General features: G+C 52.3%; 17 protein-coding genes. 14 read left to right on the top strand and 3 right to left on the bottom strand.

What is annotated here, in order from left to right; all coding sequences use genetic code 11:
* Window positions 1–21: 21 nt before the first annotated feature.
* From A6301_RS11955 to mutH, 3 genes are all read right to left on the bottom strand, one after another.
* Window positions 22–1,062 (bottom strand): NADP(H)-dependent aldo-keto reductase, encoded by a 1,041-nt coding sequence (locus A6301_RS11955; RefSeq protein ID WP_107168131.1) that lies wholly within the window; start codon window positions 1,060–1,062, stop codon window positions 22–24.
* Between the two features lie 205 nt (window positions 1,063–1,267).
* A complete protein-coding gene (locus A6301_RS11950) occupies window positions 1,268–1,486 on the bottom strand; it encodes a YgdI/YgdR family lipoprotein (RefSeq protein WP_205541359.1) in 219 nt (72 codons plus the stop codon).
* 109 nt (window positions 1,487–1,595) lie between these two features.
* Window positions 1,596–2,288: a DNA mismatch repair endonuclease MutH gene (gene mutH / locus A6301_RS11945; RefSeq protein ID WP_107168224.1), complete on the bottom strand. Its 693-nt coding sequence runs from the start codon at window positions 2,286–2,288 to the stop codon at window positions 1,596–1,598.
* Between the two features lie 696 nt (window positions 2,289–2,984).
* On the opposite strand from mutH, the gene rppH reads away from it, so the two are divergent.
* From rppH to recD, 14 genes are all read left to right on the top strand, one after another.
* Entirely contained in the window at window positions 2,985–3,518 is a 534-nt protein-coding gene (rppH, locus tag A6301_RS11940; protein WP_107168129.1) for an RNA pyrophosphohydrolase, read from the top strand.
* A gap of 12 nt (window positions 3,519–3,530) precedes the next feature.
* Entirely contained in the window at window positions 3,531–5,777 is a 2,247-nt protein-coding gene (gene ptsP, locus A6301_RS11935) for a phosphoenolpyruvate--protein phosphotransferase (RefSeq protein ID WP_107168128.1), read from the top strand.
* 226 nt (window positions 5,778–6,003) lie between these two features.
* Window positions 6,004–6,870 carry a prolipoprotein diacylglyceryl transferase gene (gene lgt, locus A6301_RS11930; protein ID WP_107168127.1) on the top strand — a complete coding sequence of 289 codons (867 nt, stop codon included), beginning with the start codon at window positions 6,004–6,006 and terminating at the stop codon, window positions 6,868–6,870.
* Window positions 6,871–6,906: 36 nt separating this feature from the next.
* The gene (thyA, locus tag A6301_RS11925; RefSeq protein ID WP_107168126.1) at window positions 6,907–7,701 is read left to right on the top strand and encodes a thymidylate synthase; all 795 of its coding nucleotides are present in this window, start codon (window positions 6,907–6,909) and stop codon (window positions 7,699–7,701) included.
* A 309-nt stretch (window positions 7,702–8,010) separates the two neighbouring features.
* Window positions 8,011–8,472 (top strand): helix-turn-helix domain-containing protein, encoded by a 462-nt coding sequence (locus tag A6301_RS11920; protein WP_234257844.1) that lies wholly within the window; start codon window positions 8,011–8,013, stop codon window positions 8,470–8,472.
* Window positions 8,472–9,047, top strand: a complete 576-nt coding sequence (locus A6301_RS11915; RefSeq protein WP_205541365.1) for a PIN domain-containing protein — start codon at window positions 8,472–8,474, stop codon at window positions 9,045–9,047. The genes A6301_RS11920 and A6301_RS11915 overlap by 1 nt, the downstream gene beginning before the upstream one ends.
* Before the next feature lie 179 nt (window positions 9,048–9,226).
* A complete protein-coding gene (locus tag A6301_RS11910) occupies window positions 9,227–9,730 on the top strand; it encodes a prepilin peptidase-dependent protein (RefSeq protein WP_234257841.1) in 504 nt (167 codons plus the stop codon).
* Window positions 9,731–9,738: 8 nt separating this feature from the next.
* Window positions 9,739–10,365, top strand: coding sequence for a prepilin peptidase-dependent protein (locus A6301_RS11905; protein WP_234257899.1), 627 nt, complete (start codon window positions 9,739–9,741; stop codon window positions 10,363–10,365).
* On the top strand, window positions 10,362–10,817 hold the full coding sequence (locus A6301_RS11900; protein ID WP_234257840.1) for a YgdB family protein: 456 nt from the start codon (window positions 10,362–10,364) through the stop codon (window positions 10,815–10,817). Before A6301_RS11905 ends, A6301_RS11900 begins: the two co-directional genes overlap by 4 nt.
* Window positions 10,804–11,196 carry a prepilin-type N-terminal cleavage/methylation domain-containing protein gene (locus tag A6301_RS11895; RefSeq protein ID WP_234257898.1) on the top strand — a complete coding sequence of 131 codons (393 nt, stop codon included), beginning with the start codon at window positions 10,804–10,806 and terminating at the stop codon, window positions 11,194–11,196. Before A6301_RS11900 ends, A6301_RS11895 begins: the two co-directional genes overlap by 14 nt.
* Window positions 11,197–11,256: 60 nt before the next feature.
* Window positions 11,257–14,655, top strand: coding sequence for an exodeoxyribonuclease V subunit gamma (gene recC / locus A6301_RS11890; protein ID WP_234257839.1), 3,399 nt, complete (start codon window positions 11,257–11,259; stop codon window positions 14,653–14,655).
* Window positions 14,656–14,740: 85 nt separating this feature from the next.
* Window positions 14,741–17,689 (top strand): pitrilysin, encoded by a 2,949-nt coding sequence (ptrA, locus tag A6301_RS11885; protein WP_215482742.1) that lies wholly within the window; start codon window positions 14,741–14,743, stop codon window positions 17,687–17,689.
* Window positions 17,686–21,282, top strand: a complete 3,597-nt coding sequence (gene recB, locus A6301_RS11880; RefSeq protein ID WP_234257838.1) for an exodeoxyribonuclease V subunit beta — start codon at window positions 17,686–17,688, stop codon at window positions 21,280–21,282. Before ptrA ends, recB begins: the two co-directional genes overlap by 4 nt.
* Window positions 21,279–23,144, top strand: a complete 1,866-nt coding sequence (gene recD, locus A6301_RS11875; RefSeq protein WP_107168120.1) for an exodeoxyribonuclease V subunit alpha — start codon at window positions 21,279–21,281, stop codon at window positions 23,142–23,144. Before recB ends, recD begins: the two co-directional genes overlap by 4 nt.
* Window positions 23,145–23,231: the final 87 nt, after the last annotated feature.

Here is a 23,231-nt window from a genome sequence, read left to right as displayed (position 1 = left end):
GGATTACTGTAGCGCTATGTATTACGGCGCCGGGAACGTAAAGCGGCGGTGGATGGTTTCCAATTCGTCAAGGATCTCGCCATCCAGCGTCAGGTTCTGGCTGTCGAGGTTGATTTGTAACTGCTCCAGCGTGGTCGCACCCAGCAGCGTACTGGCGACGAACGGCTGTTGACGCACAAACGCCAATGCCATTTGTGCCGGGTTCAAACCGTGTTTGTGTGCCAGCGCGACGTACTCGGCAACGGCTGCCTGAGCTTGTGGGCCGGTATAGCGCGTGAAGCGGCTGAATAGCGTGTTGCGTGCGTCGGCAGGTTTTGCGCCATTCAGGTACTTACCCGTCAGCGTACCGAACGCCAGCGATGAATAGGCGAGGAGTTCGACGCCTTCATGCTGGCTGATTTCCGCCAGGCCGACTTCAAAACTGCGATTCAGCAGACTGTAAGGGTTCTGGATCGATACGATACGCGGCAGATCGTGTTTTTCCGCCAAATTCAGGTAGCGCATCACGCCCCATGGGGTTTCGTTGGAAACGCCGATATAGCGAATTTTACCGGCACGCACCTGTTCATTTAACGCTTCCAGCGTTTCCAGCAGCGTCACTACGGGTTTGTCGTCAGTATATTGATAGTTAAGCTTGCCAAAGCAGTTGGTCTGGCGCTGCGGCCAATGCAACTGATAGAGATCGATATAATCAGTATTCAGGCGTTGCAGGCTGGCATCCAGCGCTGCGCGGATGTTTTTTCTATCCAGCGCCTGCTGTGGGCGAATGCTGTGATCGCTTCCGCGTACAGGACCTGAGACTTTACTCGCTACAATCAATTTCTCGCGTCCACCACGGGATTTCAGCCAGGAACCGATATAGCTCTCGGTTAACCCTTGCGTTTCCGGGCGTGGGGGAACGGCGTACATTTCTGCTGTGTCAATCAGGTTAACACCTGCGGCAATGGCGTGATCTAACTGGGCATGAGCGTCTGCTTCGCTGTTCTGTTCGCCAAAGGTCATCGTACCAAGACCCAGCACGCTCACTTCTAAAGAACTATGGGGAATACGGTGATATTGCATTGCCAGCTTCCTTATGTCTGAAAATAGCAGGCGTATTTCCCATCATCTCCGCATGATTTGCTGCGATTCCAATGAGTTTGGGAAGACACACCTGAATTCGACTATAAACGAAGCCGTGGCGAGTGGGGAAGTCTCTTCTGCTATCCTTTTCGGATTATTCTTGATGGTGCAGCCCGATGTGCGGCGTTTCGGGCTGACAGCGATCTTAGCGCTGTACGATCTGAGAAATTTGATCGCTGTTGATTTGTTTCTGATTGCCTTGCTCATCGGTATAGCTAAGCAGCCCGGTATCTTTATCTAACACGGGTTTCCCCTGCGTCAGGAGCATTTGCCCCTCTTTTGTTGCCATCACATAGTCACTGGAACAGCCCGCAAGGGTGAATAGTAAGGCCAGTGTTATCGCCATTTTCATCTGTATTTTCATCGTATTAATCCATAAAGAAATCTAACGCTTAAGGTGAGTCTAGCAAAGGGTCGCGGGGGATAACGTAGGAATAATGGAAAAAATGCGTTTGGAAGGCATTAATTATGTATCACTCGACCTGCATAAAATGACGAGCCAGTAATGGCGCAGTAAAGGTTTTCTTCAGATAGAACCCGCGCGGTAAGGTCAAAATCGGCTGACCAAATTCGCCAATCGCTTCTGTTAATGCCCTGCTATTTGCCGCTTTGGGGCGGAGTTGCAGCACTTCACCATGCCGGGCGGTGATACTTTCTACCCTGCCAAGCACGATCAAATCCATCAATTCTTCCCAATCACAGCGCAGTTGCTCTTCTTCTTCTTCACTGGGGCTCCATATCAACGGTGTACCGATTCGACGTTCCCCAAGAGGGATGTGACGCGAACCTTCTACCGGAATCCACAAAACTCGGGCGAGCTTATGCCGCACATGGCTGCTTTCCCAGGTTACGCCGCTATTACCTGTTAACGGTGCGACGCAAACGAAGGTGGTTTCCAGCGGTTTGCCTTGTTCATCAATAGGGATAGTTTTTAGCTCAATGCCAATATCTGGGAAATCCTGCTCGGGCTTGCTGCCTGCGCTTGCACCCAGAAAACGTTCCAGCAACACGCCAATCCAGCCTTTATCACGTTTTAGGTTGGCAGGAAGGGGCAGACGAGCGAGGTTGGCCAATTCCGCGAGGTTATAACCTGCGAGGGACTGCGCACGTTCCTGCAAGGCTTGCTCATTTTGCGGCGCTGTTGTGTGAACTGAGGGTGAATTCATAGGATATCGCTCGATATTTTTTCGCTCAAAAAAAATACAACAAATGGAAAAGACAAACACACAGCCTATAAGATTGTGGAGAAAAGCAATAATAGCATGATTCGTAGCGTTTTTTTTCAGTGTGATGGCGATCACTGAATGCAGCTTTGCAAACTGTGCACGTATAACCACCGACAATAAACAGGATTTTACACTAGGTTATCCACAGATATCTTGGATAACCCACATAAACATGAATTACTGGTTCCATTTACAGCCTTGACTCCCGGCCTTTTTACTGTGTTTGCCTATTTATTGCCTGAGTTTGAGGCATTCCCTGTGGATAAAATCGGCATAGTGCGATCTTTCACCAATCTTGCATTGGACGCCATTTGAACAAACAGCAAGGGGGCGTGCTTTGGGCTTGGGTTGCTTTTAATTTAATGAATAAAAAGAACTATTTTTAAATTTCTAGTAATTTTATTTCTTCATGAAAAATGAGTTTTACTCACTTCTTCATGGGTTCTGCACAAAGATGTCCACAGAAAAAGTGAATAAATTGCAGGTTATGGTCTTCACATGTTTATAACTTTGATCTTATCTGTGGGTTATCTTAATTTTATTAGTGTCACATGCTTTCTAAGCAGTGGTTTACCGCCTGACGGGAGTGTGAAACAATCAGGTCATCTTTGCATTGATGTTTATTGAGGTAGTCCGGTGATCGATGATGATGGCTACCGCCCAAACGTTGGTATTGTAATTTGTAATCGGCAGGGGCAGGTGATGTGGGCCCGGCGCTATGGTCAGCACTCCTGGCAGTTTCCGCAGGGGGGAATTAACCCCGGTGAAAGTGCCGAGCAGGCGATGTACCGCGAACTGTTTGAAGAAGTCGGGTTAAGAAAAAAGGATGTGCGCGTATTGGCATCTACCCGTAACTGGTTACGCTATAAATTACCAAAGCGTTTGGTGCGTTGGGATACAAAACCGGTCTGTATCGGCCAAAAGCAAAAATGGTTTTTGCTACAGTTGATGTGTAATGAGTCGGATATCAATATGCAGAGCAGCGGCACACCTGAGTTTGATGGTTGGCGCTGGGTGAGTTACTGGTATCCGGTACGTCAGGTCGTCTCTTTTAAGCGAGATGTGTATCGTCGCGTGATGAAGGAATTTATCAACCCGGTGATCCTGCTTCAGGAGAGTGCTGCGGTTCGGATGGCACCCCCACCCGGTCCCCGGCGAAAAAGAGGGTAATTCAGGCACATTATGCTCACGCGCTTGCGAGAAATTGTCGAAAATGTTGCGGCAACGGCCCGCCTTAGTGATGCGCTGGACATTCTGGTCAATGAGACCTGTCAGGCTATGGACACGGAAGTCTGTTCCATTTATCTGGCCGATCACGATCGTCAATGCTATTACCTGATGGCGACGCGCGGGTTGAAGAAACCGCGCGGACGCACGGTTACGCTAGCATTTGGGCAAGGTATTGTTGGGCTGGTCGGGCAACGCGCTGAACCCATTAATCTGGCCGACGCGCGTGCGCATCCCAGCTTTAAATTCATCCCCGCGGTGAAAGAGCAACATTTTCGTTCTTTTCTTGGCGTTCCCATTATTTATCGTCGTCATCTGTTGGGCGTGCTGGTGGTTCAACAGCGCGAACATCGTCAATTTGATAAAAACGAAGAATCATTCATGGTAACGCTGGCCACGCAGATGGCTGCGATTCTTTCCCTTTCACAGATAAAAACGCTCTTTGGTCAATACCGCCAGACGCGCGTCAAAGCGCTGGTGGCTGCACCCGGTGTAGCGATTGCTCCCGGCTGGCAGGATTGTACCCAGCCTTCTCTGGAACAGGTTTTTCCCGCATCGAGTTTGGATAGCGAACGCGAGCGTTCTCGTTTAACGCAGGCGTTAGAAGAGGCGACGGCGGAATTCCGTCGTTTTAGCAAACGCTTCAGCGCCAGCGCGCAGAAAGAGAGCGCGGCGATTTTCGACTTGTATTCACACTTGCTGAATGATGCGCGGCTCAAACGGGAACTGTTTCTGGAAGTGGACGCGGGGAACGCCGCTGAGTGGGCCGTTAAACTGGTGATTGAACGCTTCGCTGCGCAATTCACCAATTTGCAGGATACCTACTTACGCGAGCGTGCGGGCGATCTGCGCGCGTTAGGGCAACGACTGCTGTTTCACCTCGACGATAATGCGCAAATCATGGGGCAATGGCCTGAGCGTTTCATCCTCGTGGCGGACGAGTTAACGGCTACGCTGCTGGCAGAATTGCCGCCGGAGCGGTTAGCGGGCGTCGTTGTTTATGATGGTGCCGCCAATTCGCATGCGGCGATCTTGGTGCGAGCCATGGGCATTCCGACGCTGGTTGGCGCGGACATTCAGCCAGACTTGCTGCATCAGCGACAGTTGATCATTGACGGCTATCGCGGCGAGCTACTGGTCGATCCTGAGCCTGTTCTGGTTCAGGAATACCAGCGTTTGCTGACGGAAGAAAATGAGCTGACTCGTCTGGCTGAAGGTGAAATGGAGCAGCCTGCGGTGCTGAAAAGCGGTGAACGCATTCAGGTCATGTTGAATGCGGGATTAAGCGCCGAACATGAAAAACGCTTTATCAATCAGGTTGATGGTGTTGGGCTGTACCGTACTGAAATCCCTTTTATGCTACAAAGCGGGTTTCCGTCCGAAGATGAGCAGATGGCGCAATACCAAAGCATGCTGGCGCTTTATCCTACACGCCCTGTGATGCTGCGCACGCTGGATATTGGTGCGGATAAGCCGCTGCCTTATTTGCCGATCAGCGAAGAAAACCCGTGTCTCGGCTGGCGCGGCATTCGTATTACGCTCGATCAGCCTGAAATCTTTCTGATCCAAGTACGTGCCATGCTGCGTGCTAATGCGCATATTGGCAATCTCAATATCCTGCTGCCGATGATCAGCAGCCTGGATGAAATCAGTGAAGCGCGCCGCCTGATCGATCAGGCTACAGGCGAGGTAGAGGAACTATTGGGCTTCCCGCAGCCTAAACCGCGTATTGGGATCATGATTGAAGTACCGTCGATGCTATTCCTGCTTCCTCACCTAGCTTCCCGTATCGATTTTGTTTCGGTTGGCACCAACGATCTGACGCAGTATTTGCTGGCGGTGGATCGTAACAATGCCCACGTCGCGTCGCTCTATGACAGCTTGCACCCTTCTATGTTGCAGGCGATGAAGATGATCGCCGTTGAGTGCGAACGACATAACATTCCGCTTTCCGTGTGCGGCGAAATGGCGGGGGAAGCCCTTGGTGCACTGCTGTTGACCGGGCTGGGTTATCGTTCGCTCAGTATGAACGGACGCAGCGTGGCGCGAATTAAATACCTGCTGCGCCAAATTACCTTGTCTGAATCGCAGGCGTTAGTGAAGCAGTTACTGAGCGCGCAGAGTGCAACGGAGGTCCGACAGTGGGCGGCGATTTTCATGGAAGAACGCGGGCTGGGTGGTCTGATTCGTGGCGGGCGCTAATTCGTCGCGAGACGAACTCTACGGATACATCGCTATTTAATTGCGAATAAATGTTTAACGACGCATAAATGTTTTACAGAACTTTTCCCGTGTGAAGTCAACGAGCGCGGGTGCGTATGCTATGATTCGCCACCACGGTTCGCAGGAACGAATTCATTCTCCTGCCTTTTGCCTATCAATGACGATCCCGCAAGCGGGCATAACACAATAAAATATGTGGTGAATGATGACGACAAGCTATCTGGCGTTTCCTCAGTTTGATCCAGTGATTTTCTCAATTGGCCCGCTGGCGCTGCACTGGTATGGGCTGATGTATCTGGTGGGTTTTGTATTTGCCATGTGGTTGGCGGTGCGCCGGGCGAATAAACCGGGTAGCGGTTGGACCAAGGACGAAGTCGAAAACCTGCTGTATATGGGGTTCCTTGGGGTCTTCGTTGGTGGGCGTCTGGGCTATGTCCTGTTTTATGCTTTCCCGTCATTTCTTGAAAACCCGCTCTATCTGTTCAAAGTCTGGGATGGCGGCATGTCGTTCCACGGTGGCTTAATGGGCGTTATCTGCGTCATGCTGTGGTTCGCTCACCGGAGCAAACGCCATTTCTTCCAGGTCGCTGATTTTATTGCACCTCTGATTCCTTTCGGACTCGGTGCTGGCCGTTTGGGCAACTTTATCAACGGTGAACTGTGGGGGCGTGTCACAACGGATACCCCGTGGGCCATGCTGTTTCCTGGCTCGCGTAGCGAAGATATGATGCTGGCCGTTAGCAACCCGCAATGGCAGACGATTTTCAACCAGTACGGTATGCTACCGCGTCATCCTTCTCAACTGTATCAAATGATGCTGGAAGGCGTGGCTCTGTTTATCATTTTGAATCTCTTTATTCGTAAACCTCGGCCGATGGGCAGCGTGTCAGGGCTTTTCCTGATTGGTTACGGTACGTTCAGAATTATTACCGAATTCTTCCGTCAGCCGGATGCGCAGTTGGGGCTATTCGGCGACCTTTTCAGCATGGGGCAAATCCTGTCGCTGCCGATGGTGATCGCTGGTGTTCTGATGATGGTCTGGGCTTATCGCCGTCAGCCTGCACAGCAATAATCCGTCGTCCTTCTTTAATTTTTGTGGTGAGGTAGTATGAAACAGTATCTGGATCTGATGAAAAAAGTGCTTGAAGAGGGCACGCCGAAGGCCGACCGTACCGGTACGGGCACGCGTTCTATTTTCGGCCATCAGATGCGTTTCAACTTGCAGGACGGATTTCCGCTGGTTACCACCAAAAAATGCCACCTGCGTTCGATTATCCATGAACTGCTCTGGTTCCTGAATGGCGATACTAACGTTGCTTATCTGCATGAAAACAAAGTCAGCATTTGGGACGAATGGGCAGATGAGAACGGTGATTTGGGGCCGGTTTATGGTAAACAATGGCGTTCTTGGGGAGCCGCAGACGGCCGCCAGATCGACCAGTTGAAGAATGTCCTCACCCAATTGAGACAAGATCCAGATTCTCGCCGTATTATTGTGTCTGCCTGGAACGTAGGTGAATTGGACAAAATGGCGTTGGCACCGTGCCACGCGTTTTTCCAGTTCTACGTGGCAGATGGCAAGCTCTCTTGCCAGCTTTATCAGCGTTCATGCGATATCTTCCTCGGCTTGCCGTTCAACATCGCTAGCTATGCGCTGCTGGTACATATGGTGGCGCAGCAATGCGATCTGGAGGTCGGCGATTTCGTCTGGACAGGGGGTGACACGCATCTGTACAACAACCATATGGAGCAGACTCACCTGCAGTTGAGCCGTGAACCGCGCGCGCTGCCTAAACTGGTGATTAAGCGCCGCCCGGATACGCTGTTCGACTACCGCTTCGAAGACTTTGAAATCGAGGGATACGATCCGCATCCCGCCATCAAAGCCCCCGTTGCGATCTAAATCCCTTCACTGTTTCTCAGGGCCGCGTAATGCGGCCTTTTTTGTTATTGCTCTTCGTGCAACGGACCTATCGATTCCTGAACCTATCCTGTGTGAAAACCGATCGTTTCGAATATTGCGATTTTCGTTTGTTTCGATTAGTATTTGTTTTAACGATATCAGCCCTTGGGGCTGATATTGCTACTCAGAAACTCAGAAACTCAGAAACTCAGAAACTCAGAAACTCAGAAACTCAGAAACTCAGAAACTCAGAAACTCAGAAACTCAGAAACTCAGAAACTCACGAACTTCAGAACGCTGGAATACTTGATGAAAAATACTCCTCTAAATAGTTTGAGCCTTCCGGCTCCAAAAGAAATGGAGGCCGCTATCCGTGGACAAAGGCAGCTTGCAACCTACCTGTCTACGAAGCTGGAAACACAGGAAATTTCGATTCAGGATGCGCACGACATTGCCCATCGGATCGAGTTGCCTACCTCGGCACTCACGCTTTTGATGAGCATCCTTGGCGAACTGGCAGAGGGTAACGCTGTCCAGATTGTCCCCGTGCAGGCTGAGTTAACGACACAAGAAGCGGCAAATATTCTGAATGTTTCACGGCCACATATGGTGAAGCTTTTGGAAGAAGGGCATCTTCCTTTCCATAAAACAGGTCGTCATCGCCGCGTGCTTTTTGCTGATTTGATGCAATACAAAGAACAGCGTGAAAATGAAAGTATGCAAGCCATGCAGGAGCTGACAGACCGAAGTCAGGAACTCGGGTTTTACTAATGAATCACTCCCCCTATCCCGTGGTACTTGATGCGTGTGTCATTTATCCATCTTTGCTACGGGATTTGCTCATGCATCTTGGTTTAACAGGGCTATATCAGCCAAAGTGGACGGCACTAATTCAGGATGAGTGGCAGCGAAATTTGTTGCTAAATAATGCAGACGTAACGATGGATAAGCTCAGGAACATTGAGCATCTGATGAATAAGGCATTACCTGATGCCAATGTGACTGGTTTCGAACAACTTATCCCTGCTCTGGTTTTACCTGATGCGGATGATCGACACGTATTGGCTGCGGCGATACGCGCTAATGCAGAAGTTATCGTCACGGCAAATCTGAAAGACTTTCCAGCAACGGCACTTTCCGAGTTTGCGGTGGAAGCCATGCATCCAGACGAATTCATCGCTGACTTATTTGATCTCAATGCTGCACTGGTGCTTAAAGCCGTTCGAACTTCGCGCACAGCCTTCAGAAAACCTCCATTTGATGTGGACGAGTATCTGGATTGTCTCCTGCGCCAGGGGTTACCTATGACGGTAAAAGAACTGGATGCGTATCGAGCACTGATTTAACGATATACCCTACCAGACGGCGTCTTCCATACAAGCAGACGCCGTTTTTTCATTGTACTTTCCCTACCTCCCCGCACGTTTTTTCTGTTGTTACATCGTTGCAATAAAACATTGCGAACTGCCGCGAGTAACGCCGTTAACACACTGTTTTTATTGAAAGGGTTCACTATCCTGACGCCATGAAAACAGGGAATAGACAACCGCGGGGATTTACCTTGCTCGAATTATTGGTGGTGCTGACGATTGTGGCGCTGATGGCGGGCGGTGGCCTGCATGGCTGGGTTCAGTATCAGCAGGCAATCCGTCTGGAGCAGAGTGCGCAGCAGTTACTGGACTTCTTGAGTCGGGTTCAGGCGAATGCCTATTGGCATAACGAAACCCAGACGGTGAAGCTTCAACAGCAGGGGGGGCTGTGGTGCATCGTGATTGGTCAGAGTGAAAAACAGGTTGAGGATGTGTGCCACGAGAACCACCCTAGGCAGTTTGTTCGTCGTTCACAGGATGTGGTGTTGGCAACGTTCACAAGCCATGTTTTTACGTTCTTTGGCTTGCGTAACTCCGCACAGGCTGGGCACATTTCGTTGTCGAACGCGGCAGGGCGACTACGTCTTGTTATTTCGGTGAGGGGACGCATGCGCCTGTGCAGCGAGTCGCAAGCTGTCTTGGCGATTCCCTTATGTTGAAACAGATCATGTTGCAACAGATCGTGTTAAGGGAAGCAGCGTTGAAGCCTACTGGGAGAAGGTGTGAGCAGCGCGGTTTCACACTGCCGGAAGTCCTATTAGCGCTGAGCTTAGGTAGTCTGATTATGCTATCGGCAGCACAGTTGTACCCGCTGCTGCGTAGCCAAAGTCAGGATAGCGCACAGCGTTTTCGGCTGGAGCAGTTGTTCAGTCAGGTGGCGATGGGAATTGAGAAAGACATCCGTCGGGCAGGTTTTTGTGCGGGTTCGTGCCAAGGAAAAGCGATAAGCATTGGGAATTACCCAGGGGAGGTGGAAAACAGCTGTCTGAATATCTCTTACGACCTGAATCGGAATGGGGCTTGGGATGGCGGGGAACAACAGGATGCGGAATCTTTTGGCTATCGCCTGCGTAGTCGGTCACTGGAGATTCAGAGTGGTGCGCATAACTGTCAGGGAGACAGGTGGGAGAAGCTGTTTGATCCGCAGGAGGTGGCGCTGACGGTGTTCCAGCTACGGCGTCTGGCTGCACAAAACGGAGTGGCGTTGTATGAACTGCAACTGGCCGGTTATTGGATCAAGCGTCCTGCTGTTCGACAACATATTACCCGCCTGATACTGAGGCGTAACCAATGAAGAAAGGATCGCAAAAGGGAAGCGGTACACTGGCTATGGTGATGTTGATCGCTATTATTGGCCTGCTGTTGATGTCCGGTTTGCAACGTCAGCTCGATGCAGCCATTCAAACGGGAAACGATGAGAGACATTATCTGCGAGCCTTCAATCAGGCATTGTCTTCGTTGAACTGGGGAAGAGGGCAGCATTGGAATACGATAACGGAAAGCTGGCAGTGTCAGCAATTATCGGCAGAGCAACTTGTGGTGTGCTTGCGTATGGCCTCTGATGGGGCGCAAGGGTTATTGCGTGGTGAAGGGACATTCCCCACTTTGGCACGGCCGTTGAGGTTATACCAACGTGTGTCATTCTCGGCACTGTCGTCGGGTAAGATTGCGATTCAACCATGGGGTAACGGCTGGCTGGACTTTTGCCCTGATAAGGAGGTGACACGCTGTGATGCAACGGAATAGCGCAGTTAACAACAGATTCGTGAATCATCAAGCCGGTTTTAGCCTGCCGGAGACGCTTGTGGCGGCGCTGCTGTTTGCCGTTTCGCTGATGGGATTATTGCAATATCACCAGATCTTGCAGCAGTCATTTCAGTATCAGTGGCAGCAGCGTCAGGCCTGGCGGTTTGCGATGCAGCAACTGGAGGCTTATGAAGCGGGCGTGCCGTATCATCCATCCGATCCAGGTAATACTACGTCTTTCTCAAGTAAAAACTGGCAATTTAGTCTGTCAGAGCAGTTACAGTACGGTGAGTGCCGCCAGGTAACCGTAAGGGTCATGACGCCACGTCGCTATCAGGCTACACTGAACCGTTGGTTTTGCCCGCTATCGCCCGTTTAGTCGGTGCGTGTGAGTAAACTATGAATTATAAATCGTAAGTCGCGGCGAGCAGGAGCCAGAATGTTTAGAATCTATCACTCCAACCAGTTGGATATCTTGAAAGAACTGATGGTTGAGCTGATAAAACGTCAGCCGCTTGCGGACCCTTTCCAACAGGAAGTGATTTTGGTGCAAAGCCCAGGGATGGCGCAGTGGCTGCAAATTGAACTGGCTGGGGATTTTGGTATTGCTGCCAATATCCAATTCCCATTGCCCGGTGTTTTCTTGTGGAATATGTGTCGCCATGTGCTGTCAGATATTCCAAAAGAAAGTGCCTTCAGCAAGGATGCGATGACGTGGAAGCTCATGCATTTGCTGCCTGATTTACTGGCACAGCCTGATTTTGCGGCGCTTAATCACTATTTGCAGGATGATGATAACCAGCGCAAGCTGCATCAACTGGCCGGGCGCGTGGCGGACCTTTTCGATCAATACCTGATTTATCGCCCTGAGTGGATCAAAGCATGGCAAGAGGGGAAACAGGTTGACGATCTCGGTGGTAACCAACTTTGGCAGTCGGCGCTGTGGCGTGCGCTGGTGGACTACACACGTGAGTTAGCGCAGCCTGAATGGCACCATGCGATTCTGTACCAACGCTTTATCAACGCGTTAGATCGGGCAAAAGTGTGTCCGAAGGGCCTGCCGCCACGCGTTTTTATCTGCGGTATTTCAGCGCTCCCCCCTATCTATCTACAGGCGTTGAACGCGCTGGCACGACACATTGATGTGCACCTATTGTTTACCAATCCCTGCCGCCATTATTGGAGTGACATTCAGGATTATAAATTTCTGGCGAAGCTAAAAGCCCGCAACCGGCGCTTACATCGCTTTGACGGCGAGCAGACGGATGAAACTCGTCCACTATTTCGCGATCTCTCACAGGCAGAAGCACTGTTCAATGACGACGGTAAACAGTCGATTAATAACCCGTTGCTGGCATCGTGGGGCAAACTGGGGCGCGATAACCTTTATCTGTTGGCTGAGCTGGATAACGTGCAGGAGATCGATGCCTTTGTTGAGTCGGATGGCAAAAATCTGCTGCAAACGTTGCAGCGCGATATTCTTGAACTGGAAGACCACGCGGTCGTAGCCGTTAGTCACGAAACACAAAACAGCAGCACGAAAAAGCGTCGGTTGGCGCTTGACGATCGTTCGGTTGATTTTCACACCTGCCATAGTCCGCAGCGTGAGGTTGAAGTGCTTCACGATCGGCTGTTGGCTATGATGGCGGACGATCCTGAGCTGATGCCGCGTGATGTCATTGTGATGATGGCGGACATTGATGGCTATACGCCGTTCATTCAGGCGGTGTTTGGCAACGCGCCGGATAATCGCTACCTGCCTTTTGCCATCTCTGATCAGCGCGCGCGACATGCGCATCCCGCATTGCAAGCGGTGATCAGCTTGCTGGATTTACCCACAAGCCGTTTTACGGCAGAGCAGGTTCTGGCATTGCTTGAAGTGCCCGCACTGGCCGCTCGTTTCGGTATTCAGGAAGAAGGGTTGCGGCGCTTGCGCCTGTGGGTGGTGGAGTCGGGCGTCCGTTGGGGATTGGATGACGACAACGTGCGCGATCTGATGCTGCCACCAACGGGTCAGCATACGTGGCGTTTTGGCCTGACGAGAATGCTGTTGGGCTATGCGATGGACAGTCAGGTCGGTGATTGGCAGGGGGTACTGCCTTACGATGAGTCTAGCGGTCTGATTGCGGAGCTGGCCGGCCAACTGGCTGAACTGCTGATGCAGATCCATCAATGGCGCCAGCGTCTGTCTCAATCGCGCGTACTTGTCGATTGGTTACCGCTTTGTCGAGAGCTGATCGAAACCTTCTTTGATGCTGACAGCGAGACCGAAGCGGCGCTGGCATTGGTTGAAAAGCAGTGGCAATACGTCATTAGCATGGGCACGATGGCGCGTTATCCGCAGCAAGTGTCGATTTCCCGATTGCGTGATGAACTGTCACGGCGTCTCGATCAGGAGCGACTTAGCCAGCGCTTTTTGGCCGGATCTATCAATTTCTGTACGTTGATGCCGATGCGTTCCATCCCGTTTAAGGTCGTGTGTTTATTGGGCATGAACGATGGCGTTTACCCACGAACGCTCCCGCCGCTTGGGTTCGATCTGATGGGGCGAAAAATCAAACGTGGTGATCGTAGCCGACGTGACGACGATCGCTATCTGTTTCTTGAGGCGCTCTTGTCGGCGCAGAACAAGCTTTATATCAGCTATATCGGGCGATCGATTCAGGATAATACGCGCCGCTATCCTTCAGTATTGGTCAGTGAACTGACGGAATATATTGCACAGAGTTATGTCCTGCCGGGTGATGAAGCATTGGATATCGATAGCAGTGCAGAACGTGTCGTGAAGCACCTCTGCCGTGAACATACCCGTATGCCTTTTGATGCGAATAATTTCCTGTCGGCACCGCAGCCGTTGAGCTTTGCGGCAGAATGGTTGGCGGCGGCGAACCGAAAAGGAGAAGCTCAGCCTGATTTTGATCGCGAAGCGCTCTCTGAAAGAGCGGGCGATAACCATGTCAGTTTGGACGATCTGAAACGTTTCTATCGTCACCCTGTTCGAGCCTTCTTTCAACTGCGACTTGGTGTGAGTTTTATGCTGCACAGTGACGAACTGTTGGATGAAGAGCCCTTTGTGGTTGATAGCCTTAACCGCTACCAATTGAATAGCGAGCTGCTTAATACCTTGATTAATGAAGGTGATACGGAAAAACTGTATCGTCGTGCCAGAGCCGCGGGTGAACTACCCTATGGCGCATTCGGTGAAATTTACTGGCAGGAACAACAGCAGGATATGGCACAACTGGCTGCTCGCGTGCGTGATGAGTTAACGCCAATGCTGTCGGGGAGCCGGGAAGTCGACATTATCCTTGACGGTGTACGCATCAGCGGCTGGCTGAATCAGGTGCAGCCGGATGGTTTGTTGCGCTGGCGTCCAGGTACGCTTTCCATGAAAGATGGTATTACGCTGTGGCTGGAACATCTGGCTTACTGTGCGGCGGGCGGGCAGGGAGAAAGTCGACTGTATGGGCGTGAAGACACTGCGTGGCGCTTTGCTGCCTTATCGGAAGCGCAGGCCAGAGAACAGCTGGCCGTCATGTTGGATGGCTATCGTCAGGGAATGAGTAAGCCGCTATTACTGCTCAATAAAGCAGGGAGTGCGTGGTTAGCTGAATGCTATGATCGTGAAAGCGATAGCCTACGGTCGGATGAAGAGGTGCAGAACAAAGCACGTGCCCGTTTGCTGCAAGCCTGGCAGGGCAATATGGGAATGCGGGGCGAAGGTGAAGATTATTACCTACAACGTATTGTTCGTGAATTGGATGAAAAACGAATGAATGAAGTGGTTGAAGCGGCACAAATCTGGCTACTGCCACCGTTCCGCTCTAATCTGGCTTGATAGGCTGGTTTGGAAGAGATTTCGAGGTGCGAGAAGATAACGCACTGCAACGTAAAAAGTGATGGATATGAGGTTGGAGAATTGCATGCGTAAACAGTGGGTCTGGATTACCGGGTGGTTTCTTTTATTCACATTCTGGCTTCCGGCGAGTTGGGCTGAAACGGGCTGGCAGCCGCTGGCTCAGACCATTCGAAAAAGCGAAAAAGATCCGCGGCAATATCAGGCGATCAAACTGGATAACGGCATGACCGTTCTGCTGGTTTCCGATCCACAGGCACCCAAATCGTTGGCATCACTGGCACTGCCTATTGGCTCGTTGGACGATCCCAATAATCAACTGGGCTTAGCGCACTACCTCGAACATATGGTGCTGATGGGATCGAAACGTTATCCAGAGCCAGAGGCTCTCTCCGAGTTTTTGAAAAAGCATGGCGGTAGTCACAACGCCAGCACGGCCTCTTACCGCACGGCATTTTATCTGGAAGTGGAAAACGATGCGCTGCGGCCTGCTGTGGATCGGATGGCTGATGCGATTGCAGAACCGCTGCTCGATCCGGTGAATGCCGATCGCGAGCGTAATGCGGTTAATGCGGAATTAACGATGGCGCGTTCGCGTGACGGTCACCGCATGGCACAGGTCGGAGCGGAAACGTTGAATCCGGCGCACCCGAGTGCGCGCTTCTCGGGGGGCAATCTTGAAACCCTGAGCGATAAACCCGGCAGCAAACTGCATGATGAGCTGGTGAAGTTCTACCAGAAATACTACTCAGCTAATCTGATGAAGGGGGTTATTTACAGCAATCAGCCTTTGCCTGATTTGGCGAAACTGGCGACCGACACATTCGGGCGTATTGCCAATCACAACGCGAGTGTTCCAGCCGTTACCGTTCCCGTGACGACGGAAAAGCAGCGTGGGGTGATGATTCACTATGTTCCGGCTCAACCGAGAAAACAGCTGCGTATTGAGTTTCGCGTCAGCGATATTAGCCAGGAATTCCGTAGCAAGACGGATACCTATATCAGTTATCTGCTTGGCAACCGTAGCCAGAATACGCTTTCCGATTGGTTGCAAAAAGAAGGTCTGGTTGAGTCTATCGGCGCAGGTTCTTCACCGATAATCGACCGCAACGGTGGCATGTTTGCGATTTCTGCCTCGCTGACGGATAAAGGCTTAGCGCAGCGTGACGAGGTGATCGCTGCAATATTCCGTTATCTGCAACAAATCCGTACCGAGGGAATTCAGCAGCGCTATTTTGATGAGATCGCCCATGTTCTGGATCTGGATTTCCGCTATCCGTCCATCAGTCGGGATATGGATTACATCGAATGGTTGGTGGATACCATGCTGCGCGTGCCAGTTGAGCATACGCTGGATGCGCAATATGTGGCGGATCGCTACGATCCGAAGGCTATCGCTGCACGACTGGACGAGATGACGCCGCAGAATGCGCGCGTTTGGGTCATCAGCCCGAATGAACCGCATAATAAAGTGGCCTATTTTGTCGATGCGCCATACGAGATGGATAAAATCCCGTCAGCTACCTTTGCTAAATGGAAAGCGCTGGGGCAGAAAATGTCGCTGTCGTTGCCGACGATCAACCCTTATATCCCAGATGATTTCTCCCTGATCAACGCGGATAAGGCGATGACTAAACCGACACTCCTGCTGAATCAGCCGGGGTTGCGCGTGCTGTATATGCCAAGTCACTATTTTGCCGATGAGCCGAAAGCAGAAATCACGCTGTTTCTGCGTAATCAGGAAGCGCGCAGTACCGCACGTAATCAGGTGTTGTTCGCGTTAAACGATTACCTGGCCGGTTTGGCGTTGGATGAACTGAGTTATCAGGCATCGATTGGCGGCATCAGTTTTTCCACCCGCAGCAATGATGGTCTGGTGATTAGCGCAGATGGCTATACCCAGCATTTGCCACAGTTGCTACTGACGTTGGCAGATGGCTATGCCTCCTTTACCTCCACGGAAGCGCAGTTGGAGCAGGCTAAATCCTGGTACTTGCAGCAGTTGGATGCCGTTGAGAAATCAAAAGCCTTTGAACAAGCGCTACAGCCGGTTCAGGCGATATCGCAGTTGCCTTATTTCGAGCGCGGTGAACGCCGTAAGCTGCTGAAGGATATTCGCTTGCAGGATGTGGTTAACTACCGCAACGATCTGCTGCAAAAAGCTACGCCGGAAATGCTGGTCGTCGGCAATCTGGCTCCAGAACGCGTCACCGAGCTGGCGAGAACGCTGAAAGCGCATTTGAAGGCCGATGGTGAAAATCTGTCGCGCAGTGATGATGTTAAAGTCAGTAAGCCGCAGCTTGCCAATCTACAGCGTCCGGGCAGCAGCACGGATTCTGCGTTAGCAGCGGTGTATGTACCAACTGGCTACTCGGAAACGCAGAGCATGGCCTATGGCTCAGTTCTGGGACAGATCGTCCAGCCTTGGTTCTACAGCCAACTAAGAACGGAAGAGCAATTGGGCTACGCAGTCTTTGCTTTCCCGACGTCCGTGGGCAGACAGATGGGTATCGGCTTCCTGCTGCAAAGCAATAGCAAACAACCTGCTTATTTGTATCAGCGTTATGAAGACTTTTTCCTAAAAGCGCAAAAAAGACTGCGTGACATGAGTGAAGAAGAGTTCACGCAGTATAAACAAGGCGTGATGAATGAACTAAGCCAGCGCCCACAAACATTGGGTGAAGAGGCCAGCCGACTGCGCCGCGATCTGGATCGTGAAAACTTTGCTTTTGATTCGCGTGAGAAACTGCTCGAACAAATCAAGCCGCTGACGGTGAAGCAACTGGCGGATTTCTTCCAACAGGCGCTGAAGCCTGAAGGGCTGGCGGTACTGTCGCAGGTTTCCGGTAGCCATCATGGTAAAGCCGATTACGCTGCTCCGAAAGGGTGGCATACCTATGCGGATGCGTCGTCATTGCAGAAAACGTTACCGCGTGAGAAAGCCCCCGCGATGATTCCAGCTCCTGCCGCACAGCCAGCGGTATCGGAAGCTGTCGATAAGGTTTCAGCAGAATGAAAAACATCGCGCCGCAATCATTAGACGTCATGACGTTGCCGCTCTTGGGGGAGCGGTTGATTGAGGCGTCGGCTGGAACGGGTAAAACCTATACGCTGGCTGCGCTTTACCTGCGCCTGTTGCTGGGGCTAGGTAAGCAAGCCGCGTATCCGCGCCCGTTACTGGTCGAGGAGATTCTGGTTGTGACCTTTACGGAGGCCGCGACCGAAGAGCTGCGTGAGCGCATTCGTGCAAGAATCCATGCGTTGCGCATTGCCTGCCTGCGTAAAAGCGCCCAAGGTGAGGAGGCGGGAAAACATAAGGATACGTCACTAGCGCAACTGCTGGCGGAGATTGTGGATCATCGAGAGGCTGCCGATGTGTTGTTGGCTGCCGAACGACAAATGGACGACGCAGCGATCTACACGATCCATGGCTTTTGCCAGCGCATGCTCAGCACCAATGCATTTGAATCCGGTGTGCTGTTTGAACAGATGCTGATAGAGGATGAGCAACCGCTGCGCCGTCAGGCCTGCGCTGATTTTTGGCGTCGTTATTGTTATCCGTTGCCGGTAGAGGTCGCACGTATCGTCGGCCTGGAGTGGAAAGGGCCAGAGAATTTGCTGGCTGACCTGGCTCCTTATCTGCACGGCGAGGCCCCCGTGTTTCGCTTACCGCCAGAAGAGGGAGAAACGCTGCTGAGTCGACATGAGAGAATCGTGGCGACAATTGATTCTTATAAACAGCACTGGCTGGCGTCAGCAGCGGAACTGGAAGCGCTGATCGTGGCATCTGGTGTGGATAAACGCAGCTATAGCAGTAAGCATCTCCCCAATTGGCTACAGAAAGTCACGCTGTGGGCGGAGCAGCTAACGCTGGATTATCAACTGCCGAAAGATCTGGTGAGATTTGCCCAACAAACGTTAATCGAGAAAACGAAGAAAGGTGATCCACCGGTTCATTCCGTGTTTGAAGCGACGGAGCAACTGCTTGCAGCACCGCTGTCGCTGCGTGATTTGGTCATTGTACGTGCACTGTCGGCAATTCGAGATTCTGTGCGTGAAGAAAAACGGCAGCGTGCGGAGCTGGGGTTTGACGATCTGCTGAGCCGTTTGGATGATGCATTGCAACAGCCGGCAGGAGAAAGGCTTGCTGACGCCATTCGTGAACGCTATCCGGTGGCGATGATCGATGAGTTTCAGGATACCGATCCTCAACAATACCGTATTTTCCGCACGCTTTATGTCGGGCAACCGCAGTGCGGACTATTGTTGATCGGCGATCCTAAGCAGGCTATTTATGCATTTCGCGGTGCGGATATTTTTACCTATATGCACGCGCGTGGAGAAGTTGCTGCTCATTATACGCTGGGTACGAACTGGCGCTCGTCTCATCAGATGGTACGTGGCGTGAATCGCTTGTTCGAACGTCTCGAGCATCCTTTTATTTTTCAAAATATCCCTTTCCTGCCGGTTAGCCCTGCTGAATCTAAGCGCGGTTTGGTGTTTGAAGTTGCCGGGCAGCCTCAGCCTGCACTGCAATTCTGGCTAACGGGCGCGGAACCGATTGGCGTGGGAGATTATCAGCAACAGATGGCGCGTCAGTGTGCGGCGCAGATTCGTGACTGGCTGGTTGCCAGCCAGCGCAATGAAGCCTGGTTGGTAACCGACGATTCCCGGCGTTTGGTCAAAGCATCTGACATGAGCGTGCTGGTGCGTAGTCGACGTGAAGCGTCGCTGATTCGCGATGCGCTGAGCCGTTTGTCCATTCCCTCGGTCTACCTGTCCAATCGTGATAGCGTGTTTAGCACGCCAGAAGCCAGCGATCTCTTGTGGTTGTTACAGGCGGTGTTGGCACCGGAGCAGGAGCGCACCTTACGCAGCGCAATGGCGACGGCTCTAATGGGGTTGGATGCCGCGCAGGTCGATGCGCTAGGGCAAAGTGAATCAGCGTGGGATGCGCTGGTGGATGAGTTTGCTGGCTACCGTGCTTTGTGGCGTCAGCGGGGCGTTTTACCGATGTTGCGAGCGTTGATGAGCCAGCATCAACTGGCTGAGAATTTGCTGGCAAGTACAGAGGGCGAACGCCGCATTACCGATATTCTGCATATCGGTGAATTATTGCAGGATGCCTCGGCAACGCTTGATAGCGAGCATGCGCTGGTGCGCTGGCTATCGCAACAGATTGTCCAGCCTAATCCGCAGGCAGAGAGTCAGCAGTTACGTCTGGAAAGCGACCGCCATCTGGTGCAAATCGTGACGATCCATAAATCGAAAGGACTGGAATATCCGCTGGTATGGCTGCCTTTCATCAGTAATTTCCGTGTGCAGGATCAGGGGATTTATCACGATCGTGATAGCTACCAGGCTGTGTTGGATTTGCAAAATAATGAGGAAAGCCAGACGCTGGCGGAAGAAGAGCGGTTGGCGGAAGATTTACGTCTGTTGTATGTCGCATTAACCCGTTCTATTTACCATTGTAGCGTTGGTGTTGCGCCCGTTCAGCGGTCGCGTAAGAAAGATGGCAGCAGCGATATGCACCACAGCGCACTGGGCTACTTGCTCCAGCGGGGTAAAGAAGCTGAGGCCGCCACGTTAGTCAGCGAGCTGGAAGGGATGGAGGGGGACGGCATCATGTTGACGCGGCTACAGGCGACGGAAGCGCTGCGTTGGCTACCTGATAGCCCGGAATTGACAGCGTTGCGGGCTCGACACATTGAACGCCAACTGCGTGACAGTTGGCGAGTGACCAGTTATTCGGGGCTTCAGCAACATGGCAGCACAAACACGCAGGATCTGGTGCCACGTCTGGATATTGAAGCGATAGGTGAACGTCAGGAAGTGGGGGAAACCCAGTTGACGCCGCATACGTTCCCGCGCGGCGCGAGTCCGGGGACGTTTTTGCATAGCCTGTTTGAAACGCTGGACTTTACTCAACCGGTTGATGATGACTGGCTGGCCGAGCAGTTGCAGCTACAGGGGTTTGAAGCGCACTGGCATCCGGTGTTGAAGACGTGGATGGATGCGCTTTTGACCACGCCGCTTGACGGGCAAGGGACGACACTATCGGCGCTGGAGAATCAGGATAAGCAGGCTGAACTACAGTTCTATATCCCGATTAAGGCACCGATACAGGCGGCGCAGCTCGATCGGTTGGCAAAGCGCTACGACCCGCTATCCGCACGCTGTCCCGCGCTGTCTTTTCAGCAGGTTAAAGGCATGCTGAAAGGGTTTATCGATCTGGTATTCCGCTGGGAAGGACGCTATTACCTGCTGGACTATAAATCCAACTGGCTCGGCCCTGATGCCAGTGCCTATACCCAGACAGCGATGGCGCAGTCGATGGCCGAGCACCGTTATGACTTGCAATACCAGCTCTACACGCTGGCTTTGCACCGCTATCTACGCCACCGGATCGCAGATTATGACTATGAGCGCCATTTTGGCGGCGTGTTTTATCTGTTTTTACGCGGCGTAGAGGAATCTCACCCTGGTAATGGCATTTTTGCTTGTCGCCCCTCCGCCGAATTTGTTTTCGGGCTTGATGCGCTGTTCAAAGGTGATGAGTTTGAGGGAAAGACGCCTGATGATGCTGACACAGGAATTTCATCATGATTGCCTTACTTGAAATGGCGCAGGCGCGGCGGTTACTGCGCCCGCTGGATATACAGTTTGCCAGAATGTTGGCGGATGAGGCGCAGCCCGACCTGCTGCTGGCTGCCGCCTGCCTGAGTGCGCATTCGGGGGCGGGACACGTGTGTTTACCGCTGGAAAATTTGCAGGCACAGACGCTGTTTGATGGTCGCGATCCTGACTTAGCGCAGCAGTTGCTCGCAGGAATTGGGCTAAACACGGTTGCTGCTTGGCAACAGCGTTTGCTGGCGTCCAATGCCGTTAGCGACGGTAGCAAACCCACGCCGCTGGTGCTGCAAGGCGAAAAGCTTTATTTACAGCGTAGTTGGCAGAGTGAGGGGCATGTAGCGCAGTTTGTTGCCAGCGAGCGTGATGCGGTACCCGTCGATGAACCTGCGGTCCGCTCTGTTCTGGATCGGCTGTTTCCTGACTCGGGCGAAGAGATTGACTGGCAGAAGGTAGCCGCTGCTGTTGCCTTGACGCGCCGTATTGCGATTATTTCTGGTGGTCCGGGAACGGGGAAAACCACGACGGTTGCCAAGCTATTGGCGGCGCTGATTGAGCTGAATACGGGAGATGCGTTACGTATTCAGTTGGCTGCGCCTACCGGAAAAGCGGCTGCACGGCTAACGGAGTCTCTGGGGCTGGCATTGCACCGTCTGGCGGTAGATCAGCAGCAGCGAGAGGCGTTTCCGCAAGAGGCGACAACACTGCATCGGCTTTTAGGCGCGGTGACGGATAGCCAGCGCCTGCGTCACCATCAGGGAAATCCGCTGCATCTGGATGTACTGATTGTGGATGAGGCGTCAATGGTTGATCTGCCGATGATGGCGAATGTGATCGCCGCGCTTCCGGTGCCGGCCAGAATTATCTTTCTGGGTGACCGCGATCAACTCGCGTCCGTCGAAGCGGGGGCGGTGTTAGGTGACATCTGCCGTTTCGCCGAGGCTGGCTATAGTCGTGCGCGTGCGCAGCAGTTGCAACGCCTGACAGGCTGTATATTGGATGACAGTGGTCCCGAAGGGCAGACGACGGTCGGTGACAGCATCTGCCTGTTACGCCGGAGCTACCGCTTCGATCTGAATTCTGGTATTGGGCAACTGGCGCTAGCGGTGAACGGTGGTGATGATGCTCGCGTACGTGCGGTGCTGAACGGTGAGTTTGCCGATGTAGCCTGTAGCGCATTAGCCGAGGGCGAAGAGTATCAGACGATGTTGGCACAGTGCGTCGAAGGATATCGTGATTATCTACAGCTTATCGCTTCAGGAGCGACACCGGATGTCGTGTTGCTTGCCTTCCAGCGCTATCGCCAGCTGTGCGCGTTGCGCGAAGGGCCGTTTGGTGTAGCAGGTCTGAATCAGCGTATCGAGCAGGCTTTGCATCAGTCTGGGCTGATTCAGCGCAGTCGTAATCCGCTTAATCGCTGGTATCCTGGCCGACCGGTAATGATTGAACGTAATGATGCCGCATTGGGTTTGTTCAATGGTGATATCGGTATCGCTATGATGGGGGAAAATGGGGAACTGCGCGTATTTTTCCCCTTGCCGAATGGCGAAACCAAGGATGTTACGCCAAGTCGCCTGCCGCCACATGAAACGGCCTATGCGATGACGGTGCATAAATCGCAGGGATCTGAGTTCGATCATACTGCGCTGGTGCTGCCTAACCATTACTTACCCGTGCTGACGCGGGAGCTGGTGTATACCGCCATCACGCGTGCGCGCCAGCGTTTGTCACTCTATACCGATGTTCGTATTCTCTGTCGGGCGGTGAAAACGCCAACGCAGCGCTATAGCGGCTTGAAAGAGAGAATTAGCGCACTGATGAATGGCGACACACCTTAACGCATTTGCGTTGCAGACTGACGAGGCCCACGGCGGGCCGAGTCGATAAAGGCAGCCAACGTACATGCAGTTTGACGTGTGGCGGAT

The sequence above is a fragment of the Pectobacterium sp. IFB5596 genome (assembly GCF_021432585.1).
Lineage (GTDB): Bacteria > Pseudomonadota > Gammaproteobacteria > Enterobacterales > Enterobacteriaceae > Pectobacterium > Pectobacterium punjabense.
This window is presented reverse-complemented; position numbering and strand designations above follow the sequence as displayed.

What these genes read in the sequence shown, in the direction of transcription:
- A6301_RS11905 (WP_234257899.1), top strand. Translation starts at nt 9,739, where the DNA reads ATGTTGCAACAGATCGTGTTAAGGGAAGCAGCGTTGAAGCCTACTGGG.
- A6301_RS11895 (WP_234257898.1), top strand. Translation starts at nt 10,804, where the DNA reads ATGCAACGGAATAGCGCAGTTAACAACAGATTCGTGAATCATCAAGCC.
- A6301_RS11910 (WP_234257841.1), top strand. Translation starts at nt 9,227, where the DNA reads ATGAAAACAGGGAATAGACAACCGCGGGGATTTACCTTGCTCGAATTA.
- A6301_RS11950 (WP_205541359.1), bottom strand. Translation starts at nt 1,486, where the DNA reads ATGAAAATACAGATGAAAATGGCGATAACACTGGCCTTACTATTCACC.
- mutH (WP_107168224.1), bottom strand. Translation starts at nt 2,288, where the DNA reads ATGAATTCACCCTCAGTTCACACAACAGCGCCGCAAAATGAGCAAGCC.
- recD (WP_107168120.1), top strand. Translation starts at nt 21,279, where the DNA reads ATGATTGCCTTACTTGAAATGGCGCAGGCGCGGCGGTTACTGCGCCCG.
- recB (WP_234257838.1), top strand. Translation starts at nt 17,686, where the DNA reads ATGAAAAACATCGCGCCGCAATCATTAGACGTCATGACGTTGCCGCTC.
- ptsP (WP_107168128.1), top strand. Translation starts at nt 3,531, where the DNA reads ATGCTCACGCGCTTGCGAGAAATTGTCGAAAATGTTGCGGCAACGGCC.
- A6301_RS11955 (WP_107168131.1), bottom strand. Translation starts at nt 1,062, where the DNA reads ATGCAATATCACCGTATTCCCCATAGTTCTTTAGAAGTGAGCGTGCTG.
- A6301_RS11920 (WP_234257844.1), top strand. Translation starts at nt 8,011, where the DNA reads ATGAAAAATACTCCTCTAAATAGTTTGAGCCTTCCGGCTCCAAAAGAA.
- A6301_RS11900 (WP_234257840.1), top strand. Translation starts at nt 10,362, where the DNA reads ATGAAGAAAGGATCGCAAAAGGGAAGCGGTACACTGGCTATGGTGATG.
- ptrA (WP_215482742.1), top strand. Translation starts at nt 14,741, where the DNA reads ATGCGTAAACAGTGGGTCTGGATTACCGGGTGGTTTCTTTTATTCACA.
- A6301_RS11915 (WP_205541365.1), top strand. Translation starts at nt 8,472, where the DNA reads ATGAATCACTCCCCCTATCCCGTGGTACTTGATGCGTGTGTCATTTAT.
- recC (WP_234257839.1), top strand. Translation starts at nt 11,257, where the DNA reads ATGTTTAGAATCTATCACTCCAACCAGTTGGATATCTTGAAAGAACTG.
- lgt (WP_107168127.1), top strand. Translation starts at nt 6,004, where the DNA reads ATGACGACAAGCTATCTGGCGTTTCCTCAGTTTGATCCAGTGATTTTC.
- thyA (WP_107168126.1), top strand. Translation starts at nt 6,907, where the DNA reads ATGAAACAGTATCTGGATCTGATGAAAAAAGTGCTTGAAGAGGGCACG.